Annotated in this window: 18 protein-coding genes and 1 riboswitch; of the genes, 11 read left to right on the forward strand and 7 right to left on the reverse strand. The window is 44.0% G+C overall.

Translation table 11 applies throughout. The features are described 5' to 3' along the window. The first annotated feature begins 502 nt into the window (after positions 1-502). From AB4Z30_RS23415 to AB4Z30_RS23435, 5 genes are all read left to right on the forward strand, one after another. Complete coding sequence (locus AB4Z30_RS23415; protein WP_441929905.1) at positions 503-1,390, forward strand: COX15/CtaA family protein; 888 nt, start codon at positions 503-505, stop codon at positions 1,388-1,390. A gap of 294 nt (positions 1,391-1,684) precedes the next feature. Next, positions 1,685-2,404 carry a Cthe_2314 family HEPN domain-containing protein gene (locus AB4Z30_RS23420; protein WP_441929853.1) on the forward strand — a complete coding sequence of 240 codons (720 nt, stop codon included), beginning with the start codon at positions 1,685-1,687 and terminating at the stop codon, positions 2,402-2,404. Positions 2,405-2,581: 177 nt separating this feature from the next. Beyond that, positions 2,582-2,719: riboswitch (SAM riboswitch) on the forward strand. 121 nt (positions 2,720-2,840) lie between these two features. Further along, entirely contained in the window at positions 2,841-3,875 is a 1,035-nt protein-coding gene (locus AB4Z30_RS23425; RefSeq protein ID WP_441929854.1) for a methionine ABC transporter ATP-binding protein, read from the forward strand. Then, entirely contained in the window at positions 3,875-4,534 is a 660-nt protein-coding gene (locus AB4Z30_RS23430) for a methionine ABC transporter permease (RefSeq protein WP_090919566.1), read from the forward strand. The genes AB4Z30_RS23425 and AB4Z30_RS23430 overlap by 1 nt, the downstream gene beginning before the upstream one ends. 40 nt (positions 4,535-4,574) lie before the next feature. Further along, positions 4,575-5,411 carry a MetQ/NlpA family ABC transporter substrate-binding protein gene (locus tag AB4Z30_RS23435; RefSeq protein WP_441929855.1) on the forward strand — a complete coding sequence of 279 codons (837 nt, stop codon included), beginning with the start codon at positions 4,575-4,577 and terminating at the stop codon, positions 5,409-5,411. Between the two features lie 70 nt (positions 5,412-5,481). Here AB4Z30_RS23435 and AB4Z30_RS23440 read toward each other — a convergent pair whose 3' ends face one another. Then, complete coding sequence (locus AB4Z30_RS23440) at positions 5,482-6,354, reverse strand: DUF2167 domain-containing protein (protein WP_441929856.1); 873 nt, start codon at positions 6,352-6,354, stop codon at positions 5,482-5,484. 253 nt (positions 6,355-6,607) lie between these two features. Between AB4Z30_RS23440 and AB4Z30_RS23445 the strand changes: the two genes are divergently transcribed. Beyond that, positions 6,608-7,372 carry an SDR family oxidoreductase gene (locus AB4Z30_RS23445; protein WP_441929857.1) on the forward strand — a complete coding sequence of 255 codons (765 nt, stop codon included), beginning with the start codon at positions 6,608-6,610 and terminating at the stop codon, positions 7,370-7,372. A 75-nt stretch (positions 7,373-7,447) separates the two neighbouring features. Here the strand turns inward: AB4Z30_RS23445 and AB4Z30_RS23450 are convergent, their stop codons facing one another. Next, positions 7,448-7,693: a NifU family protein gene (locus AB4Z30_RS23450; protein WP_053783253.1), complete on the reverse strand. Its 246-nt coding sequence runs from the start codon at positions 7,691-7,693 to the stop codon at positions 7,448-7,450. 80 nt (positions 7,694-7,773) lie between these two features. Here AB4Z30_RS23450 and AB4Z30_RS23455 point away from each other — a divergent pair, with 80 nt between their 5' ends. Next, a complete protein-coding gene (locus AB4Z30_RS23455) occupies positions 7,774-8,028 on the forward strand; it encodes a YuzB family protein (protein ID WP_441929858.1) in 255 nt (84 codons plus the stop codon). A gap of 6 nt (positions 8,029-8,034) precedes the next feature. On the opposite strand, the gene AB4Z30_RS23460 is transcribed toward AB4Z30_RS23455, so the two are convergent. Together AB4Z30_RS23460 and mqnE are read right to left on the reverse strand one after the other, a co-directional pair. Next, the gene (locus tag AB4Z30_RS23460; protein ID WP_441929859.1) at positions 8,035-9,096 is read right to left on the reverse strand and encodes an NAD(P)/FAD-dependent oxidoreductase; all 1,062 of its coding nucleotides are present in this window, start codon (positions 9,094-9,096) and stop codon (positions 8,035-8,037) included. A gap of 264 nt (positions 9,097-9,360) precedes the next feature. Continuing rightward, positions 9,361-10,467, reverse strand: coding sequence for an aminofutalosine synthase MqnE (gene mqnE, locus AB4Z30_RS23465; protein ID WP_441929860.1), 1,107 nt, complete (start codon positions 10,465-10,467; stop codon positions 9,361-9,363). 444 nt (positions 10,468-10,911) lie between these two features. On the opposite strand from mqnE, the gene AB4Z30_RS23470 reads away from it, so the two are divergent. Then, on the forward strand, positions 10,912-11,268 hold the full coding sequence (locus AB4Z30_RS23470) for a HesB/IscA family protein (RefSeq protein ID WP_434749531.1): 357 nt from the start codon (positions 10,912-10,914) through the stop codon (positions 11,266-11,268). Between the two features lie 222 nt (positions 11,269-11,490). Here AB4Z30_RS23470 and AB4Z30_RS23475 read toward each other — a convergent pair whose 3' ends face one another. The 3 genes from AB4Z30_RS23475 to AB4Z30_RS23485 form a co-directional block, all read right to left on the reverse strand. Then, the gene (locus AB4Z30_RS23475) at positions 11,491-11,832 is read right to left on the reverse strand and encodes a nuclear transport factor 2 family protein (RefSeq protein WP_441929861.1); all 342 of its coding nucleotides are present in this window, start codon (positions 11,830-11,832) and stop codon (positions 11,491-11,493) included. 28 nt (positions 11,833-11,860) lie between these two features. Continuing rightward, positions 11,861-12,664 (reverse strand): SDR family oxidoreductase, encoded by an 804-nt coding sequence (locus AB4Z30_RS23480; protein WP_441929906.1) that lies wholly within the window; start codon positions 12,662-12,664, stop codon positions 11,861-11,863. A gap of 97 nt (positions 12,665-12,761) precedes the next feature. Next, positions 12,762-13,676 carry a helix-turn-helix transcriptional regulator gene (locus tag AB4Z30_RS23485; RefSeq protein ID WP_441929862.1) on the reverse strand — a complete coding sequence of 305 codons (915 nt, stop codon included), beginning with the start codon at positions 13,674-13,676 and terminating at the stop codon, positions 12,762-12,764. Between the two features lie 253 nt (positions 13,677-13,929). Here AB4Z30_RS23485 and AB4Z30_RS23490 point away from each other — a divergent pair, with 253 nt between their 5' ends. From AB4Z30_RS23490 to rarD, 3 genes are all read left to right on the forward strand, one after another. Then, a complete protein-coding gene (locus AB4Z30_RS23490; protein WP_441929863.1) occupies positions 13,930-14,571 on the forward strand; it encodes an NAD(P)-dependent oxidoreductase in 642 nt (213 codons plus the stop codon). Between the two features lie 153 nt (positions 14,572-14,724). Then, positions 14,725-16,167 (forward strand): stalk domain-containing protein, encoded by a 1,443-nt coding sequence (locus AB4Z30_RS23495; RefSeq protein WP_441929864.1) that lies wholly within the window; start codon positions 14,725-14,727, stop codon positions 16,165-16,167. A gap of 79 nt (positions 16,168-16,246) precedes the next feature. Then, the gene (gene rarD / locus AB4Z30_RS23500) at positions 16,247-17,128 is read left to right on the forward strand and encodes an EamA family transporter RarD (protein ID WP_441929865.1); all 882 of its coding nucleotides are present in this window, start codon (positions 16,247-16,249) and stop codon (positions 17,126-17,128) included. Positions 17,129-17,200 lie beyond the last annotated feature (72 nt).

Genomic DNA, 17,200 nt, shown 5'->3' on the forward strand with positions numbered 1-17,200 from the left:
GGGGCTATATTTGCAAAATAAGCTCCATGGTGATCGTTAGAATCGGAAGTGAGGAGTCGGTGATTTGAAAATGTTGAAAATGTTGAAAATGATAAACGATTAATGATAAATGCGGAGTTCTAGGTACCGAGCTTGTTGATGGCTTACATAATTAGATTTAAGAATAATAATGACTCACTGGTCAAATTTTTATTAGACGTTAACATTTTGTCACAAAGCGCGGCGTCAATGATGATTTTATCCGGTATAATGAATTTAGTTGTGAAATTAGTGTCAAAGTTAAAAACAAGCGCTTTAATGAGCTATGAGCTCTTATGAAAGCAAAGTTGGAAGGTAAGGCAATTACATCGTTTTAAAGTAACAAAAGAACAATGGCACCAATTATGAAGTTAGCATGATTATCAAGCGAAGACTTCTTCGCCATCTTAAACCAACAGCGGGTGAGAAAAAATTGAAGCACTTAACATTATTTAAATGGTTAACCGTATTAACCTGTCTTGTCATGTTTCTGGCTACCTTTGGGGGCGGAGTCGTGACCAAAACCGAATCCGGCCTTGGCTGTGGAACCGAATGGCCTTTGTGTAACGGAAAGCTCGTGCCGGCACATACTGTTGCCTCACTAATTGAATACTCCCACCGTGCCGTCAGTGCACTGGCAGGGCTGCTATCCATTGCTTCGTTTGTTGCTTTCTTACGATTTGGCAAACAGCGTCGTGATCTGCAATTGTTCTCGTTGCTAACTCTTATATTTGTAATCATTCAAGGAATCATGGGTGCATTTGCCGTTGTCTTCTCGCAGTCTTCAGCGGTTATGGCACTTCACTTTGGGTTTGCGCTCATTGCCTTCGCCAGCTCGTTGATGATGGCTCTAGGCATTCGGCAGGAAGCGAAACATGGCGGTTTGGAACGTCTGAATCAATATCCTCGCGTCAGCAAAGGATTCCGCAACCTGGTTTGGTTCTCAACCGTCTATACGTATCTGGTCGTGTACACAGGGGCATTTGTAAGCCATACGAATTCTGCTGGCGGTTGTTCCGGATTTCCGCTCTGTAACGGGCAGATTGTGCCTGAACTCTCTGGCGGGGTAGCTATTGCCTTTGCCCATCGTCTGGCAGCTGTGTCGCTCGTGATCGTAATTGCGATCTTGGGGCATTTTGCCTATCGCAAACACCCGGATAACCGTGAATTGCGGACACTCGGTGTGTTATCCGTCGTTTTAATTCTGTTGCAAGTGGTTATCGGTATGTTCATGATGTGGACGATTAGCCGTCCAGAAGTTTACATGTTTGTAGCGCTGGCACATATGTTGGATATCGCTGTACTGTTTGGTATCTTGACCTATATGAGCTTCCTCGTGTACAAGCTACACCGCCCGGTGAACCGTTTCTAACAGATCACGAGTTATGTATTTACAAAGGAAGGTTAGTGCATTGGCCTGAGGCTGCGCTGTCCATGTTGGAAAGTCCACCATCCGGTGATGTAGATCATTGGAGAGGTGGACTTTTGTTTGATGTGAGAGGTAGCAGGGCAACCTAAATCAAGTTGTTATGATTAACAAATGACCAATGAATGATGAACGCTATTTCGAAACTCTCGCTTCAGTTTAGGCTTAAGCTGCATCTTCAGCTGTTAACAGCTGTGATAATATATATTTGCCGTCATCAGTGGAAAGAGGAGGCCATCTATGCTGCGTACTTTATTAGGGGAAAAGCCACGAGTGAATCAGGGGAAATTGAAAGAGGCTATGGATACCATGGCGTTTACCCTGGATTCTTTTGAGAAACAGATGTATGTCGACCATGATCCGAATCATGATTATCGGAAGTTGTATATATGGACACAGGGACTAATTTCCTCGTTGGATGAACTGGAGCAGAGTTATTTTGCAGCCGCGCATTTCCGTAGAAGAGTAGTTGCTGGTTCAACGGGGGATATGAGTTCTGCTGAAAAGGCAGAGTATGCGCGCTATGTTTATTTCTACAAAGATGCATTTATTCGGTGCTTCGCTATTCTGGATAAATTGGGTACGGTTTTAAATGAAATCTTCCAATTAAACACCTCTAAAACGAAAGTACATTTCTCCTATTATACCGTTCTAAGACAATTTGATTATTATCGGGACCATCATGAACTCGCACAGCAATTAATTAAAATCAAGGAAGCTTATAGGGAACCGATGAGCAAACTGCGCAAGCGGCGGAATATGGAGATCCATTATATGAATTCAGAAATGCAGGATGACCTGTGGCAGTTACATCAGACGATGCGTGGAAAAGTAAAGCTAGAGGATCTGGATCAGCATCTTCTGGAGATGCAGCAGGGTGTGGATATGGTCTGTGAAACGCTGCATATGGCGTATCGATACATCAATCGAATCTGGCGTAAACAGATTATGAAACGTTAAACGAATCCGTGTATTTGAAAAAAATAATACCATTTGACAAATCGGAATACTTTGAATTATACTGAGTTCCAGATCGAAGCTTACAAGGAATCGTGTCTATAATACAGCATTTGATGCAGTTTGGTCATTATACATGATGAACTACATGAAACTATATAAACCTACAATTTTATATTTCTCTTATCGAGAGTGGCGGAGGGACAGGCCCGATGAAGCCCGGCAACCGATCTGCGATGATGGCATAACGTCATCATCGCAGGTGTTAGGTGCTAATTCCTACAGAATCATGTATGGCATGATTTTGGCAGATGAGAAGGTCATTTCACGTGAAGAGCCGTCTTTGTATCTGCAAAGGGGCTCTTTTTTGCATAGAAAGGGGAGTTTTCTCTTCCTTCGGGTAAAGATATATGTAGGTGATGGGGAAGGAGCAGTACTATTGATTGAACTGGTTGGATTAACCAAAACATACGGCAAACGCGCCAAAACAACGACGGCTTTGTCACACCTTGATCTGAAGATTCAGAAGGGTGAGATTTTCGGCGTGATTGGTCACTCGGGTGCAGGGAAAAGTACATTGATCCGATGTATTAATTTGCTTGAGCGCCCAACGGAGGGTGAGGTCTGGGTTGATGGCATTAACCTGACCGAACTTAGCAAAAGTGAACTACAGCAGCAACGACGCAAGATCGGTATGATTTTTCAGCATTTTAATCTGTTGTCTTCGGCAACGGTATACGACAATGTGGCATTCCCGTTAAAACTGGTCAACACACCTAAGGATGCGATAGATCGCAAGGTGAAGGAAATGCTCGCTCTGGTTGGATTAGAGCAGCACAGCAGTAAATATCCGGCTCAGTTGTCCGGTGGACAGAAGCAACGGGTAGGGATAGCGAGAGCTCTGGCAAGTGATCCGAGTGTACTTCTTTGTGATGAGGCAACTTCGGCACTTGATCCGCAAACAACCAATTCGATTCTGAAGCTATTGCTGGATATTAATGAGAAGTATAATCTGACCATTGTGCTGATTACCCACGAGATGCATGTCATTCAGAACATCTGTGACAGGGTAGCCGTTATCCATCAAGGTGGCATTGTGGAGCAAGGGCCAGTGACAGAGGTATTCATGAAACCGCAGCATGCGATTACGCGGGATTTTGTTTCACGGGACAGCGAAGGTGGACTCGCACTGGAGGAAACGGTTATGGCGAACGCAGGAACGGAGTTGGCAGCAGGTGTTTCTTCCAAGTTGGTGAAGGTTTCATTTCTTGGAAATAAAACCTATGAAGCGATTCTGTCGAGAACGGTTCGCAAAACAGGTGTGGATTTTGCTATTCTGCAAGGTACAATCTCTACAATCAAGCAGGTTCCTTATGGTCAATTGACGGTGCGTTTCGAAGGTGACTCCGCTGCGATTGAACAGACCTTGTCTGAACTAACCGCAGAAGGACTTGATGTGGAGGTGCTGCGATAATGGATTTTTCCAAAGTACGCTGGGAAGAGGTCGGTACGGCCTCCATTGAAACATTGCAAATTCTTGCTGTATCCGGTTTGTTTACTGTTCTCTTGGGTTTGCCGCTTGGTGTCATTCTGTTTATGACAGGCCGCTCGGCTTCACCTAGTTCCAAACTAACCTACATCATATTATCTGTTATTGTTAATATTTTACGTTCGGTACCTTTCATCATATTAATTGTTGCTCTTATTCCGTTTACGCGTACGCTGGTGGGCACCGCTACAGGTGTGCTGGGTGTTATCCCACCACTGGTCATCTCGGCTGCTCCGTATTTTGCACGTCTGGTGGAGAATACTTTACGTGAAGTGGACCGCGGTGTCATTGAAGCAGCCCAGGCAATGGGGGCATCTACAGCTCAGATTGTCAGACGGGTGTTGTTACCTGAGGCTTTACCTGGCTTGCTTGCCGGAATTACGATTACCATCGTTACGCTGGTGTCCTATACGGCCATGGCGGGTATGGTTGGCGGTGGAGGTCTGGGTACTCTAGCCATTAACTATGGATACTATCGATATCAGAATGAGATCATGATTATTTCTGTTGTATCCATGATTATTTTGGTTCAGCTTCTGCAGATGATTGGTGATCGTCTAGTCATTTATTTCACCCGGAAATAACAGATAGATTGAAAAATAAAAATGCGAAGGGGTTTTACAGATGAAAAAATGGTCTATTATTTTACTCAGCTTGATGATGATTGCCGTACTCGCAGCTTGCGGCAACAACAAGAAATCCGACAGTGGTGCGGATAATGCAGCAGGTGCTCCGCGTACCGTTGAATTGAAAGTCGGTGCTTCGCCTACACCACATGCTGAAATTCTGGAAAGCATCAAACCTGAACTTGAAGCACAAGGCATTCGTTTGCAAGTGGTGACGTTTAACGACTATGTGCAACCTAACCAACAGCTGGCAGATAAGAAACTGGACGCAAACTTCTTCCAGCATCAGCCTTACCTTGACACAGAGAACAAAGAGCGTGGTTTTAACCTTGTTGCTGTGACTCCAGTCCATGTAGAACCTTTCGGTGGTTACTCCAAAAAGATTAAATCCTTGGATGAACTGAAAGATGGCGCTAAAGTTGCTATTCCAAACGACCCATCCAATGGTGGACGTGCACTCTTGTTGCTTGCGAAAAAAGGTCTGATTACGCTCAAAGATAATACAAACATTGCATCCACTAAACAGGACATTACAGCGAATCCGAAAAACCTGGAAATCATCGAACTGGATGCAGCCATGATGCCTCGTCAGCTGGATGAAGCCGATCTGGTATTTATCAATGCAAACTATGCGCTTGAAGCAAACCTCAATCCATCTAAAGATGCGTTGTTGATCGAAGATTTGCAAGGCAATCCATATGCAAACATTCTGGTGTCCCGTGAAGATAACAAAGATGCAGACGCCATCAAAAAACTGGCAGAAGCTCTCCACTCCGAAACGGTGAAAAAATTCATCAAAGAACGTTACCAAGGTGCAGTTGAACCTGCATTTTAAGTTGATAAAACGCAAAATCTAAATAACTGAAAGCCCCGCACGATCTCTTAAAGAGGTCTGCGGGGCTTTACTATTTCTGAGTCCTCAGTTTCCGCCGAAGCTTTATGAAGAGGAATACAGTAACAGACGCAGTAACAATGAGAATCACGCCTTTTTTGATTAAAGTCTGCCGTTCCTCTTTTTTGGTAGCTACCCCTTCACCGCCCGGAATAAGATGGATGAGACCAAGCTCTGATTTTTTATCAAAGGAAGCATTAAATTCCTCGTATGTATGACTTTTATTGACTTTAACATTTTGGAGCACCATTTCTTCAAACTGCTTTCGACTTTCTTCAAAATAATAACTTGGAGTAACGAGTATGACGCTAATATAACCTTCACGTGTTAAAAAGTTTACTTTATAATTTACTATCCCGTTCTGCAAGAGAGGATCACGCAATCCTAAGGAATAGCGTAATTGATGTTTACTTTCCTCATACACAGGCTCAACATCCCAGCGTAGCACGGAGGATTGATTTTCTGCGCTCGCTTTCTCATGCTGCCCTTCCGGACTCTGCTTGTAACTTTCCAGCAGTTCATTGGCATGTATTTCATTTTTGTCACGATCGTCGACATATCCTATGTTGTGGTATTCAAAAATGACGTTCCAATACAACTGCATGTTCATGTTATAAAGAGAACCAATTTCAGTACCGTTCGGAGGAGGAGGATTTTCTTTCATAAACCTCTTGGTATTTTCTTCATCAAAAAAAGCGAGATTTTCCGGTACGTTTACTGAAGCTATATCTTCCAAAAATACTGTTGCAGGGCCACTCTGCCATTCAAATCCATCGGCTGAACCAAAATTTTCTGCAGCAACTTTCATGGTTGAAAATGGAAGTGAGATAAGGAAAAGTAAAGCAAAGGCGGGGAGAAACCATTTCTTGTTTATTTTCTTGTTCATTTAAGTAATCCTTTCATACGATGTAAGCAGCGATTTACACGTTGATATGTATTTTGTTTTTATCACGATAAGATCATATGGCTAACCGAGAGTATCATAGTATTTGGCTTTTAGACAAGATATTTTTGGGAATGAAGGGCATATTAACTTCCATTAAGTCAACTGGAACAGATTGTGAACACATGCAAGTTGTGAGGGAAGGCTAAATCTTTTATACTGGATGAGTGACTGCTCTTTGAAGAGGGGGATGAACGTGAAGGGAAAGATTGCCCTCATAACGGGAAGTGCCAAAGGTCTTGGTAAAATGACAGCCCTCAGTCTGGCGGATCAGGGATGCCACATTGCCCTTAATTATGTGCATAGCAGAACAGAAGCCGAATCGTTGCAAGCTCAGATTACCGCCAAAGGCGTACGTTGCATTGCCGTTCAGGCGGATATATCCAAAGTAGAAGAAATACACGCACTCGTTACAGAGGTAGAGACACAGCTGGGGCATGTAGACATTCTGGTGAATAATGCTGGTCCATTTGTACGAGAGCGTCGGGTGTTCGCAGATTATTCTGAAGCTGAAGTGCAGATGTTAGTGCAGGGCAACCTGCTCGGGCCAATGATTCTGGATCAGCTTGTTTTGCCGGAAATGCGCCGCAAGCAGTGGGGACGTATTATTCATTTTGGCTTCAGTCACGCGGGTGAAGCAAGATCCTGGCCTCATCGTGCAGTCTATGCTGCTGCCAAGGTAGGTCTGGTTTCATTTACGAAAACTCTTGCCGTGGAAGAAGCGCCTTATGGGATAACGGTGAACATGGTATGTCCCGGAGATATTCGTGGTGCGAACAAAGAGAAAACGATTGATGACATTGCAGGGATAATTGATAAGGAAACGCCGAGAGGGCGGCCTGGCAGTGGAGAAGATATTGCGCGAGTGATCACGTACCTGTGTCTGGATCATTCGGATTTTATAACAGGCAACATTATGGATGTATCTGGAGGGCTTGATCCGATCCGGCCTACAATCTGATGGAATTTTAAAAAAAGAGCCTCTCGCTTCTTGCGAAGCGAAGGGCTCTCTGAGGTTTATTTCGTGAAGGATTGATTAGAATACTTGTACAACTTCTTGTACACCCTCAACTTCTTCAAGAAGGGCGCGTTCAATCCCGGCTTTTAAGGTAATGGTGGAGCTTGGGCAACTGCCGCAGGCACCGACCAGTTTCAGCTTAATGATGCCGTCCTCCACGTCGACCAGTTCCACGTCACCGCCATCGCGTTGCAGGAACGGACGAAGTTTATCAAGCACATCAGATACCTCATCATACATGGTGCTTTGTGCGTTTTCGCTCATATTGTTCAACTCCTTTCCTTCCTATATTATATTACAAATGACCATAAATTAAAATGGTCAAACAAAGCAGGTGAACTGAAATGAGACCAATTATTGAATTTTGTGCTAACAATATGCATTTTGGCACCGATGAAATCATGGATCAGTTGGATGAAAATCCAGACTACGATGTGATCGAGTACGGATGTCTGACCAATTGTGGCCAATGTTATATGACACCTTTTGCTCTGGTCAATGGTGAAGTCGTCACCACAGATAAAGTAGAAGATCTATATAATGCCATTCTAGCCAAAATTGCCGAAGCTGACGCCTGGGATGCGCTGGATCTCGATTAACCTCAATTAACCGAGATGACGCTTGGACATCCAGAGCACGCCGCTTTTCAAAATACGAGGCACTCGTCCCATCATGGACGTTTTGCCCATCAGCCCAAATCCAGCTTTCTTGCCAAGCGCGCCCAGTGTGCCGCGAAGCTTAAGAGGCTGCGGATTGGGCTTTTCGCCTTTCCAAAGGGCATGCTGAATATGAGCGATCTGTTCACCCTGAACCTCCGCAGCCTGACCACTTGGTGCATAAGGGATGCTTGCACAGTCACCTACCACATAAACGTCGGTATACTCCGGAATTTGATAGTACTCATTTAATACGACACGACCTTGGGGATCTTTCGTTACATCGAGATCTTGAACTACTTTTACCGGTTGAATTCCTGCCGTCCACACGACAGCATCGGTTTGTATCTGTTCATCGCGGTTGTAGATCGCGTTTGGCTCCACACGTGAAATGGCGATATGTCCTCGTGCTTCAACCTGATGTTCGCCGAACCATTCATGAACATAAGAGGAGAGACGTTGAGGGAATGCGGATAATACACGTTCACCACGATCCAGAATGCTGATATTCAGKTCGGGTCTACTTTCGCGTAATTCGGCAGCCATTTCAACACCACTTAAGCCACCGCCCACAATGTGAACATGACCATAAGCTTTAACTTCATTAAGACGCAGATACGTCTCGCGTGTTTTGCTGAAACTTTGAATGGTACAGCTGTATTCTTCGGCACCAGGTGTATTGTGAAAACGATCCGTACAACCTAGTCCAATGACTAGCTTGTCATATTCAAGCGGTTCCTGACCTTCGAATTCAATCTGACGTTGCTCCAGATTAATGGCAGTTACTTCACCGAAACGGTGTGTCACTTTCTCATTCACCGGAAAATGGATACGCAAGTCGTAGTCCGATACCGTTCCTGCTGCGAGCGCGTAATATTCGGTCTTTAATCCCTGAAAAGGGCTCCGGTCCACCAGTACAATTTGGGTATCTGCCGGAATTTTCCCTTCCAAAAGTTCCTTAATAATTGTGAGGCCGCCATAACCGCCTCCAAGAATGACGAAATTTTTCATGACTTGGCTTCCTTTCTGCATCAGTCCCACTGCTGGGTCTGCAACCTGTAGAGCAGCCATGTACTCACATCGCTGCTCCGCTTGTTGTTTTTATTCAAGATGGATTGTCATTTGTATAATTTAAAAATAGGAAATCTGAATTTGAGATATATAGTCACAGATAGGCATCACTCATTGCAAAACGTTCTCTTGGTTCAAGCAAGTTTCGTTCGAAAGAGTGATGCCGCTGCTATTTTATGATGAATACTCTGGATGTAGGCAGGTCTATTCGTAAATCTGAATTTCATTGTAGAACGTGTCACGTTCTACAGGGATACGGCCTGCACCTTTGACAAGCCAGATCAACTCTTTGCGTGTCAAACCTTCCGGTGTCAGTGCACCTGCAGCGTGGCTAATTTTTTCACGCACAATTGTACCATGCACGTCAGATGCACCAAAGCTCAATGCGACCTGTGTCAGCTGTGGACCGATGTTAATGAAGTATGCTTTTACATGTTGGATGTTATCCAGCATCAGGCGGCTAATCGCAATCGTTTTGAGATCCTCATAAGCCGAGTTGCGGCGCATAATGCTTGCGGATTTGCTTTTTGGCTGCATGGACAGCGGAATGAACACCATAAATCCGTTGGTCTCGTCTTGCAGTTCACGAATCTGCACCATATGGTTGACGCGGTCCTCATAGGATTCGATCGATCCATACAACATCGTCGTATGTGTACGCATGCCGAGCTCGTGAGCTGTGCGGTGCACCTCAAGATAACGATCCACGTTGGCTTTGTCGACACGCATTTTTTTGCGATATTCATCCGAGAGAATCTCAGCGCCGCCACCAGTCAATGTTTTCAGACCTGCTTTTTGCAACTCCTGCAGAACTTCCTTGATGCTCAGGCCGCTGATGCGGGTGAAGAAATCAATCTCTGCCGCAGTGTAAGCTTTCAGCGTAACATCCGGATATTTCTCGTTTAAAGCACGGAGGGAATCGACATAATATTGAAAAGGAACATGATTGTTATGTCCACCTACGATATGGAACTCACGCACGCCTGGATGAATATGCTGTTCCACATAATCGATCATTTCGGGACCAGATAATGTATAAGAGCCTTCCTCACCCTGGTCTTTGCGGAAATTACAAAATGCGCAGCGAGCTTCGCATACGTTGGTGAAATAAAGGCTCATATTTTCAATGAAATATACTTTCTTGCCGTTTTTCCGCAGATTGGCCTCATTGGCCAGCTGGCCCAAAGTCAGCAAATCATCTGTTTCATACAGATATACGCCGTCTTCTACGCTCAGCCTTACGCCGTTCTGCACTTTCTCAACGATTTCAGCCATTCTTTTGTCTGTGAACGGTGTTACCAATGTAGACATGCTGTTTCCTCCTGTTCTTTACCGGAATTCGAGTTGTGTTGTGTAGAACTTACAAGCAGAACTACATAGCAAAGATGCGGTCAACTGCCGCCTTCCTGTGAAAGACTAACTCTTATTACCCGGTGCAGCGTGTGCTGCAATCGAAAAGTTTATTTTTTCAAAAGGAGTCAAATGACTCTATATGCATTGGGGACTGAGAATCAGTCTCGAAATGTGAAAAAAATTACAACTCTATATATGACCATCATCCGATTAAGTCATGGCAAAATATTGACAATTTCAGAGTGACCACCTATCCATTATAAACCTCGTGTCCCGGGGGTTCAATACACTGGGAAGAAAAAGGAGTTTAGGAGGAACGCGGAAACAGGCAAACATGACTTGACCCCTTGACGGGGTAGAGTATAATTTAGGGAAGAGTGATGAAAAGGAGAGTGACCTGGCATGATTAATATCAGCGAAACGGCTGCTGACCGATTGAAAGAGATGCTTGCACAGCAAGAGACTCCTGGAATGTTCCTTCGTCTTGGCGTAGCACCGGGCGGTTGTACCGGATTTTCGTACGCCATGGGCTTTGATGATAAAGAGTCCGATGAGGATATATATATGGACATTCAGGACATGAAAGTCGTTGTGGAGAAAGAAAATGTGAAATATTTGAACGGACTCGAAATTGACTTCGAAGAATCCGGCATGTCCGGCGGGTTCACCATTCACAATCCGAACGCAGTAGCCACTTGCGGTTGCGGTTCATCCTTCCGTACGCGTGAAGAAGCGGGAGTGCCGGATAAAGATTGTTAATCGGGTGATGAATGTTAACCAGCCTTGAATGAGTATTTCGAGGTTGTGATGAAGGCCTCTATAGCGTGTTAGTCTCGTACTGACAACGTTATGGAGGCTTTTTTGTTATGGCGTTAAAGAAGCGAAGAACCGGCGTGCTCCAGTTGGTGCGCATGATGTGCGGTGACTTGGTTAAAAAATAAGAGCTTAAATACCTTAGTATTTATGTTAATTTACAGATGTTTAACCTATACCAGCCATGACAATGTTCAACGTGGAGATTTTCTGATTCTCCATGGTGAAATGATAATCAAGTGCTACGGGGCTTCCATCAAAGTTTCCAGAAATTGTAGCGGTGACAACCGTTTCTTCATTTTTTTCTGTAGCATCTGTAACAACCGTTTTAATCAGTAAATTTTTATTTGCTTCTACAATATGCTTTACTACTGCATTAGAGCCAGGATACGTCAGTCCTTCATCATACAGTATGGCATCTTCTGTAAAGCACTTGCCAAGCAGATCGCTATCATAAGAATTGGATGCCTGAAAGTAAGCTTCTACAACCTCTGGTAATTGTATATTCATAGTTATTCTCCTTCGTTTTTATAAGTGTTTAGATTGTTCGGATTATACCACCGTCAATCGTATGTTCCGCTCCGATAATATAAGATGACCGATCAGATACCAAGAAAGCGACAAGTTCAGCTATTTCCTCCGGTCGAGCGGTTCTTCCGATGGGAATACCGCCAAGAGCATCCATTAACTCCTGACGAGCATTTGCATAGTTGGTTCCAGATCTTTGAGCAATTAGACTAATCTGATCTTTTGCTCCCTCCGTTTCAGTAAAACCTGGAGCAACGGTGTTTACGCGAATCCCTTTTGATGCAAATTCAGTTGCAAGGTTTTTACTGTAATTAGTCAGCGCCGCTTTTGCTGCTGAATATACCATTGTATTAAGACCTGGAAGCCGCCGCTGGATAGAGGAGATATGTACGATAACTCCATATCCTTGTTTAAGCATAGATGGCACCAACCCTCGATCCAACCGTACAGCGGCAAATAAATTCGTTTCGAATACTGACTGCCAATCCGTGTCGCTTTGCATGAGTGTGCCGCCAATTGGGGCGGAAGAGCCACCAACATTGTTTACTAAAATATCAATGCCACCAAACTTTTCAAGAATCTCATGTACAATTTTTGATGTGCCCTCGGGTGTGCTGATATCCGCCTGAATAAATAAACCCGATGTTTTCAATTCTCCTGGTGTGCTCCGTGCAGTAGTAATAACGGTTGCTCCTGCATCAGCGAGACGTCTTGCAGTTGCTTCGCCAATTCCTCCCTTTGTTCCCCCTGTGACGAGGACACGCTTACCCTTTAGTTCCTGATCATAAACTGATTTCTCCCTTAAAGTTGTCATCATTACCTCCTGGTTGTATTGTTTTATGTTTTTCTTTTTGGCACCCTAAGACATTTCCAATATACCAGTGATAACTTGACGACATCGGGTCAAGTTATCATTTTAATTTTTTGTGTTTTCGAACCATTTCTTCTAATTTTCCTTGGATGATTTCACGTATATTTTGTGGAGCTAGGATTTCAATATCGGTCCCGAAGGAGAGGAGGTAGTGAAATAGCCATTTGCTTTCTGGTAAAGAGGTCGTGACTGTATAAGAGCCATCTTGGTTTCTGGTTATTTCTTTTTCCTTGAACTCATCGAACACTCGATAAGCGCCTTGAGGTGCAATCTGCAATCGCATGTCAATCCACTTTTGGGAGTCCTCGTCCTTATGATCTGTTAATGGTTCTTCCAGTGTTCGATCTGTAAAGAAATCTTGTGTTATATCTATATTGGACATACGTGAGCTTTTGAAAGTTCGATATTCGTTTTTGCCTAGACAGAACCCTTGAAGATACCATGCGTTAACTTTAAAAATTAGCTTTAGGGGTTCAACCCTTCGAGTGCTTCTTGCACCAGATGAATTAAAATAAGTAAACTCAATAATTTGATGATTCAGAATAGCGTTTTTGAGGATTGTGAATTCAGATGTTTTATGTTTATTGCTTCCCCAGGGTGATAAATCCACTTCAATCCAGCTGGTTTTGTTTTTATTAAACAAACTGCTTAATTTGGATAGAACTCGATCAGTTTCAGGATTTTGGGCGAGGCCCAAGCTTTGTAGGGCAAATAATATTTCATTTTGTTCATCTTCTGAGAGCACGGATTTATTTAGCACATAATCATCCAACAAGGATATGCCGCCGCCTTTTCCTTGAATCGCATAAACGGGGATACCTGCTGAAGATAATATATCTATATCTCGATAAATAGTTCGTACAGATACCTCAAATCGGTGGGCCAGTTCTTTAGCTGTAGTCATTTTTTTATTTAATAGGATGTGCACAATTTCAAAAAGCCTATTTATTTGCACAGTGATCACCTCAAATACAGTATAAATTATATAACTTGACAACGGCATGGCATGTTATATACAACTCCATACAACCCTTTTGTTAGATGCAAGTTACAGGGCGGGTGCACATGGAGACTATGTAAAAAGATCACCATCTAAAATAAAACGTGTTGACAAGCCTAGTTGTAACTTATATAGTTACATTATAAAGTTAAATACATGACCTAAATACAAAATAAACCCAACACAGATTTCGAAGGAGAGATTTATAATGAAGATCGCAATTATTGGTGCAACAGGCAAAGCAGGTAATGTTATTTCGAAAGAAGCAACAGACCGTGGACATGAAGTTACCGCAATCGTGCGTAATGCATCCAAATTAGAAGATAAAGGTCTGAATGTACTGGAAAAAGACGTATTTGATCTGACTGCTTCAGATGTACAAGCCTTTGATGTAGTTGTGAATGCGTTTGGAGCTCCAGCGGGCAAAGAAAATCTGCATGTAGAAGTAGGACAAGCGCTTATCAACATTTTTAAAGATGCTCCTAACACTCGTCTGATCGTTGTGGGTGGTGCAGGAAGCTTGTTCACGGACGAGTCCAAAACGCTGCGTGTTGTCGATTCCCCTGGGTTCCCTGATGCATACAAAGCAACGGCAACGAGCCAAGGCCAAAACCTGCAAGATTTGCAAGCATCCTCCGGCATTCAATGGACCTTCCTTAGTCCGGCTGGTTTCTTCAATCCGGAAGGCGTGCGTACTGGAAAATACCAGTCTGGCAAAGATGTAATTATGGTGAACAGTGAAGGTAACAGCTATATCAGCTACGCCGATTACGCGATTGCACTTGTGGATGAAATTGAGAATCCACAGCATAAAAATGCACGCTTTACTGTAGTTGGCGAAGCGAAGTAAACTGAAAATTACGTTTCTATACTAGGATAGATGTTAAGCTTTCCAATAAAGAACGCTGGTCAAAACAGATCAGCGTTTTTTTGTTGTAACTAAATTCCATTCTCTAACGTTTAATTTAAAGAATGCCAATTTTATCGAAAAGGGTGATAAAGGATGCAGAGAGGAATATTTAAACGCTTTAAATTAGCCCGAGTGGGCTTAATACTTGCCGTCAGTATCTTCTGTCTTCCTCATGTGCAGGCAGAAGGATCTACGAGTGAACAAGTAAAACGCTTGTCTGATGTTGCTGTCGTTACTGCAGGTGAACGATCCGTTTATGCAGTTAAAAAAGATGGAACAGTATGGGCTTGGGGTGGATCGCAGAGAAGCGGCTTGTTGGGTAATGGTTATCCTGTGCAATCAGAGTCTCCGGTTCAAATGAAAATTGACAATGTATCCGATGCTGCTGGCGGGACACGACATGCACTTCTTTTAAAAAAGGACGGCACGGTATGGGCAGTGGGATCGAACGAGGACGGGCAGTTGGGACTCGGGACGGCTYCTAATGATCTCGTTTTAGCACCTGTGCAAATAGAAAGTTTGAGTGATGTTACAGCAATCGCTGCTGAAGGTAATCAGAGTCTGGCCTTGAAATCAGACGGGACAGTATGGCAGTGGGGACGGACGGATCGAGTAAGTATGCCCTCATATAAGCCGGTAAAGGTAGAAGGGCTTCCAGTAGGCGCATCCATAGCGGCGGGTTATGGGTCAGCCATGATGCTGGATACCGGAGGGAATGTGTATGTGTGGGGCACAGTGCTTACAGAGACGAATCCTGACAAGTTAAGGAAACCTACAATGATAAGTGGGTTAAACAAGAAAGTTACAGCCATTGCGGCATCGGGGAATAGAGCTGCTGCGTTAGCGGAAGACGGAACCGTATGGACATGGAATAACTCCAAAATGTATCCCACACCTGGACAGTTACTGCATCCAACGAAGGTGCTTCAGGCAGAAGACGTGCAGCACATTGCTGGGGGAAATGGAACTTCCTTTGGTCTGACTAAAAAGGATGGCACGGTATGGATGTGGTACAGTTACTGGGATCAGCCTACCTACACGGCTGTTCAGATTTTAGGAATTAACGATGCATTACATATGGCGAGCAGCCGATTTTGGGGAAATTATGCACTGCTCAAAAACGGTACGCTGATGGAATGGAAAACGGATACGCTGGGGGGATTTTCAAAGCCTAAGCCTGTACAAGCACCAATTCAGATCAAATTGAATGGTGAGATTGTCCCTTTAGTCATCCCGCCCGTTATTATAAATAATGTCAGCTACGTGCCACTGAGAGGTGTGTTTGAACCTATCGGTGCGAAAATCGAGTGGAATCAAGGTAACTTCACAGGTGTTGTTAAAAAGGGGAAAACAGTCATTGAAATATTTGCTGCATCAGAGAAGCTTCGATTAAATGGTCAGATTGTACCAGATAAGTTCAACCCCAAAATGCTGAATGGTGTTACGATGGTACCTCTTCGTTTTATCTCTGAATCATTGGGGGCAGAAGTAAGATGGAATGGTGCCGATAATATCATTCATATCAATATTCCCTAGAAGTGCTCCTTTACTTATGTAAGGAACGAGGCGTATAATCCGTTTACACAACAGAGATGAAAAAGAGAGGGCACGTTTGATGAATAACGGATTAATCAATGCCATTATTGCGTATGTCATGTGGGGAATTCTCCCGCTTTATTGGAAGCTTTTTAACGACGTACCTGCTGGCGAAATTTTGTCACATCGTGTGGTGTGGTCATTTGTATTTATGGGGATTTTAGTAGCCATTCAGCGCCGCTGGAGTGATGTAAAACGAATCTGGACCAGTCGCTCGACACTATTGTCGCTCACAGCAAGTGGACTGCTTATCGCGATCAACTGGCTGATCTTTATCTGGGCAGTAAACAACGGCCATGTGGTGGAGACTAGCCTTGGGTATTACTTAAATCCCTTGCTCAACGTGTTGCTTGCCGTTGTTTTCCTGCACGAGAAACCCAACCGGGGTCAATGGCTCGCGATTGCAATTGCAGCGGTTGCGGTGTTGATCATTGCAATTGACTACGGACGTTTTCCGTGGATCTCCATTTCGCTGGCTGTTTCCTTTGGTTTATATGGCCTGGCGAAGAAAAAGATCAAGCAAGACGCGTCAGTGGGTTTGCTGTCCGAGACAGCAGTTGTCCTACCTGTTGCATTAGGTTACTGGATTTATCTTGGTATTGTGGGTAAAACAACGGCCTGGACGTTGCCTGCGCCCATGTTTTTGGAATTGCTGCTTTCCGGCGTTGTAACCGCATTGCCGCTACTGTTCTTCGCACGGGCCGCTGCTCGCATGTCGCTGTCTACGCTCGGATTTGTTCAATACATTGGCCCAACCATTATGTTAATACTGAGCATATTTGTGTTTAAGGAGTCCGTTTCACCTGTGTTACTGGGTGGCTTTGCCTTGATATGGACAGCGCTTGTCGTCTATGCTGTTTCCTCCATACGAGCTACTAAACTGGCGAAGTCAATGTCATAACAGAAGTCAATGTCATACTAGTCCTTTCCATCCATGGGGATGGGAGGGCTGTTTTTTTACCACCATTTAAGA

It is taken from the genome of Paenibacillus sp. 2TAF8, from assembly GCF_052114825.1.
Taxonomy (GTDB): Bacteria; Bacillota; Bacilli; order Paenibacillales; family Paenibacillaceae; genus Paenibacillus.

Coding starts and splice junctions, on each gene's coding strand:
- AB4Z30_RS23430 (WP_090919566.1), top strand. CDS start 3,875: ATGGATTTTTCCAAAGTACGCTGGGAAGAGGTCGGTACGGCCTCCATT.
- AB4Z30_RS23415 (WP_441929905.1), top strand. CDS start 503: ATGTTTCTGGCTACCTTTGGGGGCGGAGTCGTGACCAAAACCGAATCC.
- AB4Z30_RS23475 (WP_441929861.1), bottom strand. CDS start 11,832: ATGAATATACAATTACCAGAGGTTGTAGAAGCTTACTTTCAGGCATCC.
- AB4Z30_RS23480 (WP_441929906.1), bottom strand. CDS start 12,664: ATGACAACTTTAAGGGAGAAATCAGTTTATGATCAGGAACTAAAGGGT.
- AB4Z30_RS23470 (WP_434749531.1), top strand. CDS start 10,912: ATGATTAATATCAGCGAAACGGCTGCTGACCGATTGAAAGAGATGCTT.
- AB4Z30_RS23450 (WP_053783253.1), bottom strand. CDS start 7,693: ATGAGCGAAAACGCACAAAGCACCATGTATGATGAGGTATCTGATGTG.
- AB4Z30_RS23420 (WP_441929853.1), top strand. CDS start 1,685: ATGCTGCGTACTTTATTAGGGGAAAAGCCACGAGTGAATCAGGGGAAA.
- AB4Z30_RS23440 (WP_441929856.1), bottom strand. CDS start 6,354: ATGAACAAGAAAATAAACAAGAAATGGTTTCTCCCCGCCTTTGCTTTA.
- rarD (WP_441929865.1), top strand. CDS start 16,247: ATGAATAACGGATTAATCAATGCCATTATTGCGTATGTCATGTGGGGA.
- AB4Z30_RS23455 (WP_441929858.1), top strand. CDS start 7,774: ATGAGACCAATTATTGAATTTTGTGCTAACAATATGCATTTTGGCACC.
- mqnE (WP_441929860.1), bottom strand. CDS start 10,467: ATGTCTACATTGGTAACACCGTTCACAGACAAAAGAATGGCTGAAATC.
- AB4Z30_RS23490 (WP_441929863.1), top strand. CDS start 13,930: ATGAAGATCGCAATTATTGGTGCAACAGGCAAAGCAGGTAATGTTATT.
- AB4Z30_RS23435 (WP_441929855.1), top strand. CDS start 4,575: ATGAAAAAATGGTCTATTATTTTACTCAGCTTGATGATGATTGCCGTA.